Annotated in this window: 12 protein-coding genes; 2 read left to right on the top strand and 10 right to left on the bottom strand. The window is 64.2% G+C overall.

Translation table 11 applies throughout. From position 1 onward, the window contains the following. The 3 genes from AC1D1F_RS00925 to AC1D1F_RS00915 all read right to left on the bottom strand — a co-directional run bounded on the left by AC1D1F_RS00925 (position 1) and on the right by AC1D1F_RS00915 (position 3,359). Positions 1–945, bottom strand: a complete 945-nt coding sequence (locus AC1D1F_RS00925) for an ABC transporter permease (protein WP_477654601.1) — start codon at positions 943–945, stop codon at positions 1–3. Positions 946–981: 36 nt separating this feature from the next. Then, positions 982–2,088, bottom strand: coding sequence for an ABC transporter ATP-binding protein (locus AC1D1F_RS00920; RefSeq protein WP_477697139.1), 1,107 nt, complete (start codon positions 2,086–2,088; stop codon positions 982–984). Between the two features lie 107 nt (positions 2,089–2,195). Next, on the bottom strand, positions 2,196–3,359 hold the full coding sequence (locus AC1D1F_RS00915; RefSeq protein WP_477697138.1) for an extracellular solute-binding protein: 1,164 nt from the start codon (positions 3,357–3,359) through the stop codon (positions 2,196–2,198). A 250-nt stretch (positions 3,360–3,609) separates the two neighbouring features. Here AC1D1F_RS00915 and AC1D1F_RS00910 point away from each other — a divergent pair, with 250 nt between their 5' ends. Further along, positions 3,610–5,745, top strand: a complete 2,136-nt coding sequence (locus AC1D1F_RS00910; RefSeq protein ID WP_477700625.1) for an acyl-CoA dehydrogenase — start codon at positions 3,610–3,612, stop codon at positions 5,743–5,745. 9 nt (positions 5,746–5,754) lie between these two features. On the opposite strand, the gene AC1D1F_RS00905 is transcribed toward AC1D1F_RS00910, so the two are convergent. From AC1D1F_RS00905 to lgt, 6 genes are all read right to left on the bottom strand, one after another. Further along, entirely contained in the window at positions 5,755–7,275 is a 1,521-nt protein-coding gene (locus AC1D1F_RS00905; RefSeq protein ID WP_477677483.1) for a malonate--CoA ligase, read from the bottom strand. A 3-nt stretch (positions 7,276–7,278) separates the two neighbouring features. Further along, on the bottom strand, positions 7,279–8,091 hold the full coding sequence (locus tag AC1D1F_RS00900) for an enoyl-CoA hydratase/isomerase family protein (protein WP_477677484.1): 813 nt from the start codon (positions 8,089–8,091) through the stop codon (positions 7,279–7,281). Positions 8,092–8,098: 7 nt separating this feature from the next. Next, entirely contained in the window at positions 8,099–9,097 is a 999-nt protein-coding gene (locus AC1D1F_RS00895) for a Bug family tripartite tricarboxylate transporter substrate binding protein (protein WP_477697470.1), read from the bottom strand. A 214-nt stretch (positions 9,098–9,311) separates the two neighbouring features. Then, entirely contained in the window at positions 9,312–10,775 is a 1,464-nt protein-coding gene (locus AC1D1F_RS00890; RefSeq protein ID WP_477700624.1) for a malonyl-CoA decarboxylase domain-containing protein, read from the bottom strand. Then, positions 10,772–11,440, bottom strand: coding sequence for a GntR family transcriptional regulator (locus AC1D1F_RS00885; protein ID WP_477697472.1), 669 nt, complete (start codon positions 11,438–11,440; stop codon positions 10,772–10,774). Before AC1D1F_RS00885 ends, AC1D1F_RS00890 begins: the two co-directional genes overlap by 4 nt. 273 nt (positions 11,441–11,713) lie before the next feature. Beyond that, on the bottom strand, positions 11,714–12,529 hold the full coding sequence (gene lgt / locus AC1D1F_RS00880; RefSeq protein WP_477677488.1) for a prolipoprotein diacylglyceryl transferase: 816 nt from the start codon (positions 12,527–12,529) through the stop codon (positions 11,714–11,716). Between lgt and AC1D1F_RS00875 the strand changes: the two genes are divergently transcribed. Beyond that, on the top strand, positions 12,474–13,199 hold the full coding sequence (locus tag AC1D1F_RS00875; protein ID WP_477700623.1) for a DUF4124 domain-containing protein: 726 nt from the start codon (positions 12,474–12,476) through the stop codon (positions 13,197–13,199). The genes lgt and AC1D1F_RS00875 overlap by 56 nt on opposite strands. Here AC1D1F_RS00875 and AC1D1F_RS00870 read toward each other — a convergent pair. Further along, a complete protein-coding gene (locus AC1D1F_RS00870; protein WP_477677490.1) occupies positions 13,177–14,157 on the bottom strand; it encodes a LysR family transcriptional regulator in 981 nt (326 codons plus the stop codon). The genes AC1D1F_RS00875 and AC1D1F_RS00870 overlap by 23 nt on opposite strands. Positions 14,158–14,179 lie beyond the last annotated feature (22 nt).

Here is a 14,179-nt window from a genome sequence, read left to right as displayed (position 1 = left end):
TCAATGCCCTCCCCGCGCGTCGCGATCGCTGCTGGAGCGGTAATAAAAGGCCAGCGGCACCAGGATCAGCAGAATCATCACCACCGCCAGCGCGGAGGCGCGCGGCCAGTTGTTGCTGCTGAACATCTCGTCCCAGACCACGCGCCCGATCATGATGTTTTCGGCACCGCCCAGCAGCGAGGGGATCACGAACTCGCCGACGCTGGGAATGAACACCAGCATGGAGCCGGCCACGATGCCGGATTTACTGAGCGGCACAGTGATCAGCCAGAAAGCCTTCCAGGCGCTGGCGCCCAGGTCGTGCGCGGCCTCCAGCAGGCGAAAATCCATCTTCACCAGGTTGGCGTAGAGCGGCAGGATCATGAAGGGGCAGTACACGTAAGTCATGCCCACCAACATGGAGACGTCGGTGTAGAGCATCACCATGGGCTCCTGGATGATGCCCAACGACAGCAGCAGGTTGTTGAGCACGCCCTGGTCGGCGAGGATGCCCTTCCAGGCGTAGACGCGCAGCAGGAAAGAGGTCCAGAACGGCAGCATCACCAGCATCAGCAGAGCCGGGCGGATCGCGGGCCGCGAGCGGGCAATGAAGTACGCGAAGGGGTAACCGATGACCAGGCAGGACAGCGTGGTGAGCAAGGCGTACTTCAGCGAGGTCTTGTACGCCTCCATGTAAATCGTGTTGCCGAAGCCCCCCGCGGCATCCTGCGCCTTGTCGATGAAGATGGATGCGTAGTTGTTGTAGCGCAGCAGCACGTGCCACGAGCCCTTGACCGTCTCAATCAACGGTGCGAAGGGATCCACGCCGTTGCCCATGTCCGTCACGCTGATGCGCAGCAGGATCAGGAAAGGCAGCACAAAAAACAGCAGCAGCCAGACGTAAGGCACGGCGATGACGAAGCGCCGCCCGAGGTTGAGTTGAAGCCAGGAGGGGATGTTTTTCATCGCCGGGATTGAATCATTGGGCCTGTGGGGCTGGACTTATTGCGTCAGCACCACCGGCGCGGAACCATCCCACCAAAAGAAGACCGGGTCGTCCCAGGTGATCGTGTCGCTGTCGTGGCGCGTGGTGTTGGTCTCGGTGATCTTGAGGGTGCGGCCGCCGGCCGCTTCCACGATGAAGGTGTTGTAGCTGCCGAAGTAGGCGATCTCGCGCACTTTGCCGGTAAACAGGTTGGTGCCGATACCGGCCGGCCGGGTCTTGGCGATGTGGATTTTCTCGGGCCGCACCGCGATGGCGACCGACATGCCCAGGGTGCCGCTGATGCCGTGCCCCACGCTCACGACGCCCTGGTCGGTGGTGACCTCGCACCGATCAGCCTCGTCCAGCGTGAGCTCTCCCTCCAGCATGTTGACGTTGCCGATGAAGTCGGCCACAAAGCGGCAATTCGGATGCTCGTAGATTTCCTTGGGCGTACCGACCTGCAGCACACGGCCGTGGCTCATCACCGCGATGCGGGAGGCCATGGCCATGGCTTCTTCCTGGTCGTGCGTCACCATGACGCAGGTCACGCCCACGGACTCAAGGATGTTGATGAGCTCGAACTGCGTGCGTTCACGCAGCTTTTTGTCCAGCGCGCCCAGAGGTTCGTCAAGCAGCAGCAACTGCGGCCGCTTGGCCAGGCTGCGCGCCAGGGCCACGCGCTGCTGCTGGCCACCCGAGAGCTGGTGCGGCTTGCGTTTGGCAAAAGCCTCGAGCTGGACCAGCTTGAGCATCTCCTGAACACGTGCCTCAATTTCGGCCTTTGGCATGCCTTCGCGTTTGAGGCCGAAGGCAATGTTGTCCCAGACCGTCAGGTGCGGAAAAAGCGCATACGACTGGAACATCATGTTGATGGGCCGTTCGTAGGGCGGGAAGGAGGCGATGTCCACGCCGTCCAGGATGACCGCGCCGGAGGTCGGTTTCTCAAAACCCGCCAGCATGCGCAGCAGGGTCGATTTGCCGCAGCCGGAGCTGCCTAGCAGTGCGAAGATTTCACCCTTGTGGATGGACAGCGAGACGTCGTCGACCGCTGCCACGCCATCAAAGCGCTTGACCAGCTGGTCGGTCCGCAAATAACCATCACCGGGCGATGGGGGCAGGTTCATGAACAGTGCTTCCTGTCGTCACCAAGATGAAAAAAAGCTGCGCACGCAAAGCATTGCATGCACAGCCGGGTTCGAACTCACTACCGTCAGTTCAAGACAGCAAAAACTCACTTGCCTTTTTTGAAGGCGGTGAACACATTGCTCATGGACTCGCGGGCCTCATTGCTGAAGCTGGCCGGAGACACCATTTTCTTCAGGTTGTCCGGGTCGGGGAACACAGCCTTGTCCTTGGCGATCTCAGGCTTGACGTTGGCCAGGCTGGCCTTGTTGGCGGTGGCGTAACCCAGTTCGTTGGTCAGGGATGCAGACACTTCAGGGCGCAGCGAGTAGTTGATGAAGGCCAGCGCGTTATTGGGGTGCTTGGCATCCTTGGGGATGGCCAAGGTGTCGAAGAAGATCAGGCCGCCGGTGCTGGGCAGCAGGGCCTCGACATCGTTGCCGCTCTTGTTTTCAATCGCGCGGGCGCGGGCGATGTTGATGTCGCCGGCCCAGGCCAGGGCCACGCAGGCCTTGCCGCCGGCCAGGTCGTCAATCATGGTGCTGGAGAACATGCGGATGTGCGGACGCACCTTGGCCAGCATCTCAGCGGCCGCCTTGTGGTCGGCCGGGTCGTTGGAGTACGCGTTTTTGCCCAGGTAGTGCATAGCCGGTGGCAGCACTTCGGTCGGCGAATCAAGGTAGGCGATGCCGCAGGCCTTGAGCTTGGCGGTGTAGACCGGGTTGAACACCAGGTCCCAGGCGTTTTCCGGCATGGGGGTGGAGCCCAGCGCCTTGGTGACCTTGACCTTGTTGATGCCGACCGTGGTGAAACTCCAGGCCCAGGGCACGAGGTAGCCGTTGCCGGGGTCAATGGTGCCCAGCTTTTCCATGATGGCCGGGTCCAGGTTGCCGTAGTTGGCGATCTTGGCCTTGTCGAGCTTGGCGAGCAGGCCGCCGTCGATCTGCGGCTTGGCGAACACGGCGCCGGGGACGACGATGTCGTAGCCCGTGTTGCCGGCGACCAGCTTGGCGTGCAGCGCCTCGTTGTTTTCGAAGGTCTGGTAGTTGACCTTGATGCCGGTTTCCTTTTCGAAGTTGGCGATCATGTCTTTGGCGACATAGTCAGGCCAGTTGTAGACATTGAGCACCTTTTCCTCGGCGGCGACAGGCGCCGGTGCGCTCGCGGCGGCGGCCGGTGCGGCAGCGGCAGGCGCTTCGTCTTTTTTACCGCAGGCAGTCAGTGCCGCCACCAGCATGGCCGAAAACGCCCAATACCCTAGATGCTTTTTCATAATGTCCTCAACTCCTCTTATAAAAACTTGGAAGTAAAAACCAGGAAACACTAGCAAAAATCAGACCGGAGCAATTGTATAAGAGGGCCGAAGGGGCGGGAACCTTTCTTATGCGGCCTTTGCATGGGGCCTGCCGCGGCGGCCTGGCAAATCCGCCTACAGCAAAACGGGCCTAAGGCGCTAGGCGCCCTGCCCCTCTCCACGTACGCTTTTGGGGCAAGCTTTCACTCTCCTTTCCGAAAGATACCCCATGGGATTTGCCCACTGGCTAGGCCAGGCCGCCATGAAGCCCTTTGCCCGTGCATTGCCTGTGATGGGCGACACAGAGCGCGCAGCGCTTGAGGCGGGCACCGTCGGCTTCGAAGGCCGGCTGTTTTCAGGCCAACCCGACTTCGACGCCCTGCTGGCCGCCGGGCCCAATGTGCTCAGCGCTGCGGAACAGGCCTTTCTGGACACAGAAGTCACCGCCCTCTGCGCCATGCTGGACGATTTCGCCATTGACCAGGCCGGCAACCTGCCCGCCGAGGTCTGGGCCTATATGCGTGAGCACCGCTTCTTCGGAATGATCATCCCCGAGGAGCACGGCGGGCTGGGTTTCAGCCACTACGCCCACGCCACCGTGGTCACGCGCATCGCCACACTCAATATCTCCGCGGCCGTGACCGTCATGGTGCCCAACTCCCTGGGCCCGGCCGAGTTGCTGCTGCGCTACGGAACCCCGGCGCAGAAGCAGCATTACCTGCCGCGCCTGGCTGACGGCCGCGACCTGCCCTGCTTCGGGCTGACCTCGCCCTATGCAGGCTCCGATGCGGCGTCCATCCCCGACAGCGGCGTGCTGGTCGAACGGGAGTTCGAGGGCAAGATGGTGCGCGGCTTCAGCGTGAACTTTTCGAAGCGCTACATCACGCTGGCGCCGGTGGCCACCGTCGTCGGCCTGGCTTTCAACGCCATCGACGAAAGCCTGCCCGAAAGCCAGCGCCACCTGGGCATCACCTGCGCGCTGATCCCCGTGCCGCAGCCCGGCATGGACATAGGCAGGCGGCACAGGCCCATGGACGCGGCTTTCATGAACGGGCCCATCGAGGGCCGCGAGGTCTTCATCCCCATGGACTGGGTCATAGGCGGCGAGGCCCGGGTCGGCCAGGGCTGGCGCATGCTGATGGAGTGCCTGGCGGCCGGGCGCGCGATTTCATTGCCTGCACTGGGCTCGGCCATGCAGCAGACCGCGCTCTTCGTCGCCAACGGCTACGGCCAGGTGCGTGAACAGTTCGGCCTTCCGATAGGCCGCTTCGACGCAATTGCCGGCGTGATCGCCGGAATGGCCTGCGAGCTTTACGCGACGGACGCCGCGCGCCGCTACACCGCCGCCGCGCTGGACAAAGGCGAACAGCCCAGCGTGGCCAGCGCCATCCTGAAGGTGCACCTGACCGAAGCCGGCCGGCGCGCCGTCAGCCACGGCATGGACATCCTGGGCGGCAAGGGCATCATCCAGGGCCCGTCCAACCTGCTGTCCGTGGCCTATCGCGGCGCGCCCATCGCCATCACCGTGGAAGGCGCCAACATCCTGACCCGCTCGCTGATCATTTTCGGCCAGGGCGCGGTGCGCTGCCACCCCTACGTCATGAAGGAAATGCAGGCCGTGCAGGACAAGGACGCCGAAGCGCTGGGCCAGGCCTTGATGGGCCATGGCGGGCATGTGCTGCGCAACTTCTGGCACAGCATCGCGGGCGCACCACTGCGAGGCACGCCGCCGGCGGGCCTGGAAAAGGAAGCCCCGCTGATTGCCCGCCTGAGCAGCCAGTACGCGCTCACCTGCGACCTGGCCATGGGCTTGCTGGGCGGCAAGCTCAAGCGCATGGAGCTGCTGTCGGCCCGGCTGGGCGACGTGCTGGCCCACCTTTACATGGCAAGCGCCTGCGCCTGGCGCTATGCCGTTGAAAAGGACGGCGACATGCTGCCGGTGGCCAGGGCCGCGATTCGCATGCAGCTCGATGAAGCCGGCAATGCGCTGGAAGCGCTGTATGCCAATTTCCCCTCGCCGCTGCGCCGTGTGGTGGGGGCCATGGTGCTCAACCGCAGCACCCGGCTGGCGCCACTCCGGGATGTGCAGTTGCTGGAACTGGCGAAACTGCTGCGCACCCGCAACGCGATCATGCGGCGCCTGTGCCCCGACCTGGCCACGCCGAGCAGCGGCGGCTTGCGGGATCTGATGGATGCGCTCGCGTTGGCGGAGCAACTGGGTGAAGAAACCGTGGCGCTCAACAAGGCCGTGCGCGGCCGCCAGTCCATGGAACGTGCCGCGCAAAGCTCAAGCAACCCTGAGCTGGCGCTGGCCTACCTGCGTGCGGCGGACAAGGTGATCCAGGTCGACGACTTCGCGCCGTAGCGCCTGCTCTTAAACGAACAAGCCCTTGTACTGCTCGCGCAGCAGGTTCTTCTGCACCTTGCCCATGGTGTTGCGCGGCAGTTCGCTGACCACAAAGCACTGCTTGGGGATCTTGAAGTTGGCCAGTTTGGCCTTGAGCTCACCCACGATCTGGCCGGCTTCCAGCGAAGCGCCCGGCTTGGCGATCACCACGGCCACACCCACTTCCCCAAAATCCGGGTGCGGCACGCCGACCAGCGCGCTTTCGGCCACGCCCGGCATGTCGTTGATGTAGCCCTCGATTTCCGCCGGGTAGACGTTGTAGCCCCCGCTGATGATGAGGTCCTTGCTGCGGCCCACGATGACGATGTAGCCGCGCTCGTCGATCTTGCCCACGTCGCCGGTCTTGAAGTAGCCGTCCGCCGTGAATTCTTCCTTGGTCTTTTCCGGCATGCGCCAGTAGCCCTTGAAAACGTTGGGGCCCTTGACCTGGATGCCGCCGATCTCGCCAGCCGGCAGGGACTTGCCGTCCTCGCCTTGCACGCGCAGGCTGACGCCGGGCAACGCAAAACCCACGGTGCCGCCGCGTCGCTCGGCGCCCTGGTAGGGATTGGACGTCAGCATCACGGTTTCGGACATGCCGTAGCGCTCCAGGATCGTGTGGCCGGTACGCTCCTTCCATTCGTTGAAGGTTTCGATCAGCAAAGGGGCCGATCCCGCGACGAAGAGCCGCATGTTGCGGCAGGCTTCGCGGGTCAGGCCAGCCTCGGCCAGCAGGCGCACATACAGCGTGGGCACGCCCATGAACACCGTGGCCTCGGGCAGTTTTTGCACCACCAGCTTGGGATCAAACTTCGCGAGCCAGATCATCTTGCTGCCGTTGATCAGGGCGCCGTGGATGGCGACAAACAGGCCGTGCACGTGAAAAATCGGCAAGGCATGGATCAGCACGTCGCCCTTCTTCCAGCCCCAGTAGTCTTTCAGCACCAGCGCGTTGCTCAGCATATTGCCGTGCGTCAGCATCGCGCCCTTGCTGCGGCCCGTGGTGCCGCTGGTGTAAAGGATGGCGGCCAGATCGTCGGCCTGGCGTGCCACGGCTTCATGCTTGTCGCTGCAGTGGGCGGCGCGGTCCAGCAGCGAGCCGGTACGGTCGTCGTCGAGCGTGAAGACATTCTGCGTGCCGGCCTTGAAGGCGATCTTGCTGACCCAGCCGAAGTTCTTGCTGCTGCACACCATCACCGAAGGCTCGGCATTGCCGATGAAGTATTCGATCTCGGCGCTCTGGTACGCCGTGTTGAGCGGCAAAAACACATAGCCGGCGCGCAGGGTCGCCAGGTAAAGCATCATGGCTTCCACCGACTTTTCGACCTGCACCGCCACGCGGGCCCCTTCTGGCAAGCCCAACGAGGCCAGCAGGTTGGCCATCATCGCGGTGCCGCGTTCGAGGTCGCGCCATGAATAGCGCAGGCCGTTGTCGGTTTCGACGGCGGTTTCATCGAGCGATGAGGGAAAGGCGGCTCGCAGTGCCGTAAACAGGTTATGGTTTTTCATGGGTCAGGCTGTCGGTGGTGTGGATGCTGGGGCCCGGCCGTCAAACCGGGGCGGGCGTTTTTCAGTAAAGGCCGTGACGCCTTCCCGGTGTTCGGGCGATGCGGCGTAGCGGTAGGCACTCGCGGTCAAATCAGTCACGGCTTGCGCGTTGCCGGCTGCGGCCAGGGCCCTGAAGGCCTGCTTGTTCAGTCGCGCCGCGCCAGGCGCCAGGGCGGCGGTGCTCGCCGCGCAGGCCAGGGCCGCTGCGCCCGCCTCATGGGCCGGCGCCACCTGGTTGAGGAAGCCGCGCTGCTTCATCTCGGCGGCACCCAGCACGGCCGCCGACAGCAGCATTTCACGCGCCGTCAGTTCGCCTGCCGCGCGCATCACCAGCGCTGCCTCGCGCGGCGCCATCGGAAACCCGAGCTTCGCGATGGGCGCACCGAACTTCGCCGAATCGCCGGCGATTCGCATGTCGCAGCAGCTGGCAATTTCCAGGCCGGCGCCCATGCAATTGCCGTCGATCTGCGCGACCATGGGGACGTCGCAATCCAGCATGGCTTGCAGGCCGCCCCACACGTCCGTCTCGTGAAACTCGCGCAGGGCGGCTTCTTCAAACCGGAAACCGGCGTATTCGGAAATGTCACCCCCCGCACAAAAATGCCCGCCCTCACCTCGCACCAGCACGCAGCGCAAGTCATCGCGCTGCTGGATGCGCTCGAAAATCGCACGCAGCTCGCGCCACATGGCGCGGCTCATGGCATTGAGCTTGCCGGGGTGGGACAGGGTCACAAAGGCCAGGGAGTCTTTCACCTCCAGCAAAACGGCTCCGGTCATCAAGCGGTCATTCAAGTTTGGCGCCGGAGGCTTTCACCACGGCAGACCAGCGCTTGACTTCGCTGCTCACGAAAGCGCCAAACTGCTGGGGCGTGAGGTTGCCGAAGTCGGCGCCATTGCTGGCCCAGATGGCTTTGAGTTCGTCGGTGGTGGCGGCTTTGCGCAGGTCGTCGACGATGCGCGCCTGCACGTCGGCCGGCGTACCCTTGGGCGCCCACATGCCGTACCAGGTGGTCACGGTGTAGTCGGGCAGGCCCAGCTCGCCCGCGCAGGGCACATCCGGGAAGGCCGGGTTGCGTTTGGTGCCGGACACCATCAGCGCCTTAATCCGGCCGCCCTTGATGTGGTTGGCGGAGGAACCCAGGCCGTCAAACATCATGTCGACATTGCCGGAGATCAAATCCTGCAGGGCCGGGCCCGCGCCGCGGTAGGGAATGTGGGTGATGAAGGTCTTGGTCTGCTGCTTGAACAGTTCCCCGGCCAGGTGATGCGAAGTGCCCGCGCCGGCCGATCCGTAGTTGTACTTTCCCGGTGCCTTGCGCACAGCTTCAAGGTAGGCCTTGAAATCGGCGAACGGCAGGTTGCGGGGGTTGACCACCAGCACCTGCGGCACGTTGGCCATCAGGGCCAGCGGCACAAAGTCTTTTTCGATGTCGTAGTCGAGCTTGGGGTACATCGAAGGCGCGATGGTGTGATGCACCGCCCCCATAAAGAGGGTGTAGCCGTCGGGCTGGGCCCTGGCGGCAATGCTGGCCCCCAGCGTGCCGCCGGCGCCGCCGCGGTTGTCGATGATGAGCTGCTTGCCGGTCAGTTTCGCGAACTGGGCGGACAGTGGGCGGGCGAAGGCATCCGTGCCGCCGCCGGCCGGAAACGGCACGATCATCGTCACCGGCTTGGTGGGCCAGGCTGACTGGGCGTGGCTGCCGAAAGACAATGTCGCGGCGCCGGCGGCCGCGGCACGCAGGACGTCTCGCCGGGATGCCCGGGCGTGAAAGCTGAAAGTCATTGTTGTCTCCTGTCGTTGTTGAATCTAAAAAAAGCACACCGGAGGTTCAAGGGCGACGCACCCAAACCTGCCGCTACCCAAACCGCTCTCAAGAGTCGCTCACAAAACCCAGCGAAGCGGTCCTGGCTAGGCGCGTCGCCGCAGACAGTGCACCAGCACGGCAAGGCGGCGCAACAACGCCAGGAGGGTTTTGTGAGCGACTCTAAGTACACGTTTAAATGTACAAATCTTCTATGTCCCCTGACACGGGGATTTCCCCCTGTGCCAGTTGCGCCCGGTGCCTGTCCAGACGCTTGAGGTCATAGAGGTAATTCACCATCAGGCCGTACGATTGCTTGAGCCCTTTGGGCGTCGGGTCGCCGGCCCAGTTGATGCGCTCCACGCGCGCGCCGTTGCCCAGGTGAAAGCGCGCCACCGGATCCAGTGGCTTGCCCTCTTCCATCGTCCTTCCCAGGTAGTGGGCGGCGCAATGCAACAGCATTTTTCGCACCGGTGATTTCTCGCCGAGCGACAGCGGGTCCTCGATCGCCGTGAAGAAATGCCCGGCACCCGGCGGCTCGAAACCAACGGCGCGGCCCAGCGCGCTGCGCTCCTTGTCTCCCAGCTTTTCCAGCATGGCCGCGGCATTCTTGCCCAGCCAGCTGCGAAAGCCCGGAATCGGCGACAGCGTGGCGAAAGTCTTGAGCTTGGGGAATTCTTCCTTCAGGCTTTCGACCACGCGCTTGATCAACGAATCGCCAAAGCTCACGCCGCGCAGGCCGGCCTGGGTGTTGCTGATGGAATAAAAAATCGCGGTGGTGGCGCGGCTCAGGTCCGAAGGCGCGGCCAGTTCGTCAAGCAGCGGCATGATGTCGCCCGCGATGCGCTCGACCATGGCGACCTCCACGAAGATCAGCGGCACTTCGGGCAGCCGCGGATGGAAGAAGCCGTAGCAGCGCCGGTCGCTGTCGAGCCGGTTCTTCACGTCGGCCCAGCCCTTGATGTCGTGCACCGCCTCGTACTTGATGAGTTTTTCGATCAGCGAAGCCGGCGAATCCCAGGTGATGCGGCGCAGGTCGAGAAAGCCCACGTCGAACCAGGTGGAAAACATGTATTCCATCTCGACGTCCAGCGCCAGCAGGCGTTTGTCGGACTTGAGGCTGGGCTGCATCTCGGCCCGCATGTCGACCAGGAACTGGATGCCGCCCGGATAGACGCTGAAACGCTGCAGCAGGCGCCGGCGCGGCGACACCGTGGCGCGCCGGTAGCGCACCTCGGCCACCGCCTCTTCGGGCGTGCCCACCGCGGCCGCGAACTGCGCCTGCGCGGCCTTGACCTTTTGCGGATTGGCGACGAATTGCTCGCTCATGAGCATCCACAGATCGCGCCGGCGCGCTGTGGTGGCGCCTTCGTACCAGGCTGCGATGGCCATGGCGCGGCGGCCGCCCTCGACCTCGCTCACGCGCGGGTCGATGATGGCCTGCAGTTCCTGCAAGGTGCGGCGCAGCACGCGCGGCGACAGCGCCTCGTCCTTTTGGCTCAGTGTGGCTTGCAGCCGCTCGTGTGTGCTGCGCGCGGGCAGCGCCGCATTCGCCGCCGTCTTTTTGCCGGCAACCGGTGCAGGCACCGCGGACGTCCCGGCCTTGTCGCCCGCCGTGAAACGCGAGACGTTGCGGGTGAGCCAGTCGGCGGCGCTCATGAGGCCACCCGGGTGCGTTGGTTGCGGGCCAGTTCACGCAGCGCTTCGCGCTGGCGCGTCAGGTGCGTGCGCATGGCGGCTTCGGCCCCTTCGCTGTCGCGGCTCTTGAGGGCGGCGAACACCGTCATGTGCTCCGACAGGCTTTGCGCCAGCCGGCCCGGCGCGTGCAATTGCTGCAGCCGCGCGAGCTTGAGGATCTTGCGCAGGTCGGCGATGGCCTGGGCCAGCCAGCGGTTGTTGGCCAGCAGGATGATGGCCTCATGGATCGCGAAGTTGGTGGCGTAGTAATCATTGATGCGGCCGGCTGCCGCGTGGCTGTTCAGCCGCTCATGCAGGGTGGTGAGCGCCGCGAGGTCGGCGTCGCTGGCATTGCGCGCCGCCTCGTAGGCGCAGCGCCCTTCCAGCAGCGCGATCACCGGGAAGATGTCGTCGAGGTCCTGCTCGGTCACCTCGTTGACGAAGCAGCCGCGCCGCGGCTCATGGCGCAGCAGGCCTTCCGAAGTCAGCACCTTGAGCGCCTCCCGCAACGGCGTGCGCGAGATTTCCAGGCGTTCGCACAACGCGACCTCATCCAGGAAGCTTCCGGGCGCCAGCTGGCCCGCGAAGATCTGCTCGCGCAGGGTATCGGCGACCTCCTGGTGCAGTGAACTCTGGACAAGACGCATGGCATGACCCTTTGACTGACCTGATCCGCGGTATGGCGGAACCCTTGCAGAAACCCGCTTTCACGCGGGTGGTTCGAAGCTTCAATGGAGCGGTAATTTCAAGTAATTACCTGTAATTATGAAAAACAATGCCTTTTTGATCAAGAGGATGTGCATGAAAACGACAGGGGAGAAACCCTAGCGGGATCACGACACCGCGCTGGCGCCCGAGTGCCAGGCCTCCTGGACTGAGGCCGGGCACCAGTCTCTCAATCAAAGACGGCTTGCAAGCCCTCAGGCCGGCTCAGCGCGCTTTGTCGCCCATATCCACAGCCAGGCACCGCCGGCAATCATGGGAACGCACAGCCATTGGCCCATGCTCATGCCCAAGGCCAGGATGCCGAGAAACTCGTCCGGTTCACGGAAAAACTCGGCGATGAAGCGGAACACGCCATACCCCAGCAGGAAGGCGCCCGACACCTGGCCCGTCTTGCGCGGCTTGCGCGCATACAGCCACAGCAACACGAAGAGCAGCAGGCCCTCCAGCAGGAACTGGTAGACCTGCGAGGGATGGCGCGGCTGCATGGAGCCACTGCCCGGAAACACCATGCCCCATGGCAAGGCCGGGTCGCTGAAACGACCCCAGAGCTCACCATTGATGAAATTGCCGACACGCCCCGCTGCCAGCCCCGTTGGCACGCAAGGCGCCACAAAATCCATCACCTGCAGCCAGGGCCGTTGGCGCGAGCGCGCAAACCACCACTGCGAGGCCAGCACACCCAGCATGCCGCCGTGAAAGCTCATGCCGCCCTGCCACACAAAAAAGATCTCCAGCGGATGCGTAAGGTAGTAGCCCGGCTTGTAAAAAAGGCAATACCCGAGCCGCCCGCCCACCACCACCCCCATGACCCCCAGGAACAGCATGTCCTCGATATCCCTGCGCGACCAGGCGCCCGGGCCGGTGATGGAAACAAAAGGCTGGTGCCGCAGCCGCCGCGTCGCCAGGAAAAAAAACAGGCCAAAGGCCGCCAGGTAGGTCAGGCCGTACCAGTGGATGCCAAGCGGGCCGAGTTGCAGCGCGACGGGATTGATTTGCGGGTGGATAAGCATGGGCGGTATTTTGCACGCAAGCCTCGTAGGAATGGGCTTACGCGAGCCCTACACTACATACAACGCCGTACCGGACCTTCACATGCGCCACTCATTTCGCCCTGCCCTCCTTGCCAGCCTTGGCCTGTTTTTGGCGAACCACGCGGCGGCACAGGTTTACCAGTGCCTTGATGCGGGCGGTAAAAAGGTGTTTTCACAAATACCGTGCGCTGCCCAGGGGGGAAACGGCGAAAAACTCATCATGCGCGCGCCTACCGCTGCAGCGCCAGTGGCGCCGGCCGATGGCATGCCGGTGCCAGGCAAGCCAGGTTCGCTTTACGGCAACGGCACCGCCGCCGCGCCCAAGGACTGGGCGGCGGAAAACGCGGCGGCAGATGACCGAGCAGCGGCTGGCGAGCGGTCCAGCGGCGGGTCGCGCCAGGCCACACCCTCGCTGGGCGGCCTGCGCAAAGGCAACACCCAAGCCCAGGCGCAGGTCTCCGACAAGCAGATCATTGCCAATTGCGAGGCCAACCACGGCGCACGCTGCAGCAGCGCCGGCGAAATCGCCCAGCGCAGGATGGAGCAGCGTGAACTCAGCCCGGCGGAAAGACAGCAGCAGCAAAGCGCGGTGGCGGCACGCCGGCAACGCCAACAGGACGAGGCCTTTAACCGCTTTCAGCGTCGATAAACGCCATGAAGCGTGCCAGTGCCGGATTGGCATTGGCGACCGGCCAGACCAGGCTGGTCTCGCAGCCGGGCACCACCACCGAAGCGCTCCGCGCGCCACCACGCGCGGAAGGCCTGCCGGCAGGCACGCTGCGGTACACCACGCCCGGCCGCTGGAACTGCCGCACGCTTTCAGGAACCCAGGCCACGCCGAGGCCGGCGGACACCAGGTTCACGATGGTCTGCATCTGGATGGCTTCCTGGGCCACCCGCGGCAGGCGGCCCGAGGCGTGGTACATCGCAAAAATCGCGTCGTAAAGCGACGGCAGGATGCGCCGCGGGAAAATCACCAGGGGCTGGTCCAGCAGGTCCGAAACAGTAAGCGACACCTGGCTTGCCAAGGCGCTCTGCCCGGGCACGGCGAGCACCAGCGGATCCTGGCTGATGCGCCGGTGGGCCAGGCCGGGCGGCGCGAACCCGGGGGAATGCAGCATGAAGCCGGCGTCGATCTCGCCGCGCTCAAAAGCCTGCAACTGCACATCGCCGGTCGCCTCTACCAACTCGAGTTGCACCTTCGGGTAGTGCTCACGAAAGGCCAGCACCCAGCGCGGCAGCAGGTCAAAACCCACCGTGGAAACAAAAGCCAGCCGCAGCCGCCCGGCCTCGCCGTCGGCGCTGGCTCGCGCATAGGCGGGTAGCGCCAGGGCACGCGCCAGCAGGTCGCGCGCCTCCGGTACCAGGGCGGCGCCCGCCGCCGTGAGCCGCACGCTGCGTTTGGTGCGGTCGAACAGCCTGAGGCCCAGCAAGGCCTCCAGTTGCGCGATGGCCTGCGTGAGCGGCGGCTGGGTCATGTTCAGGCCCTGGGCCGCGCGGCCGAAATGCAATTCCTCAGCCACAGCCAGAAACTGGCGCCAAAGACGCAGCTCGATCAGGGGTGGCTTGCGGGAAGCCGCGTCGAAGGTGCTGGAATGATCTCTCATATGCAATACATATTAATAGATG

This window comes from Polaromonas sp. P1_H6 (assembly GCF_056405195.1).
The sequence above is the reverse complement of the archived record's forward strand: the minus strand, read 5'-3'. Positions and strand labels throughout refer to the sequence as shown.

Excerpts from the sequence above, each read along its gene's own strand:
- AC1D1F_RS00925 (WP_477654601.1), bottom strand. The coding sequence starts at position 945 with ATGAAAAACATCCCCTCCTGGCTTCAACTCAACCTCGGGCGGCGCTTC.
- AC1D1F_RS00920 (WP_477697139.1), bottom strand. The coding sequence starts at position 2,088 with ATGAACCTGCCCCCATCGCCCGGTGATGGTTATTTGCGGACCGACCAG.
- AC1D1F_RS00915 (WP_477697138.1), bottom strand. The coding sequence starts at position 3,359 with ATGAAAAAGCATCTAGGGTATTGGGCGTTTTCGGCCATGCTGGTGGCG.
- AC1D1F_RS00910 (WP_477700625.1), top strand. The coding sequence starts at position 3,610 with ATGGGATTTGCCCACTGGCTAGGCCAGGCCGCCATGAAGCCCTTTGCC.
- AC1D1F_RS00905 (WP_477677483.1), bottom strand. The coding sequence starts at position 7,275 with ATGAAAAACCATAACCTGTTTACGGCACTGCGAGCCGCCTTTCCCTCA.
- AC1D1F_RS00900 (WP_477677484.1), bottom strand. The coding sequence starts at position 8,091 with ATGACCGGAGCCGTTTTGCTGGAGGTGAAAGACTCCCTGGCCTTTGTG.
- AC1D1F_RS00895 (WP_477697470.1), bottom strand. The coding sequence starts at position 9,097 with ATGACTTTCAGCTTTCACGCCCGGGCATCCCGGCGAGACGTCCTGCGT.
- AC1D1F_RS00890 (WP_477700624.1), bottom strand. The coding sequence starts at position 10,775 with ATGAGCGCCGCCGACTGGCTCACCCGCAACGTCTCGCGTTTCACGGCG.
- AC1D1F_RS00885 (WP_477697472.1), bottom strand. The coding sequence starts at position 11,440 with ATGCGTCTTGTCCAGAGTTCACTGCACCAGGAGGTCGCCGATACCCTG.
- AC1D1F_RS00875 (WP_477700623.1), top strand. The coding sequence starts at position 12,474 with ATGCCAAGCGGGCCGAGTTGCAGCGCGACGGGATTGATTTGCGGGTGG.
- lgt (WP_477677488.1), bottom strand. The coding sequence starts at position 12,529 with ATGCTTATCCACCCGCAAATCAATCCCGTCGCGCTGCAACTCGGCCCG.
- AC1D1F_RS00870 (WP_477677490.1), bottom strand. The coding sequence starts at position 14,157 with ATGAGAGATCATTCCAGCACCTTCGACGCGGCTTCCCGCAAGCCACCC.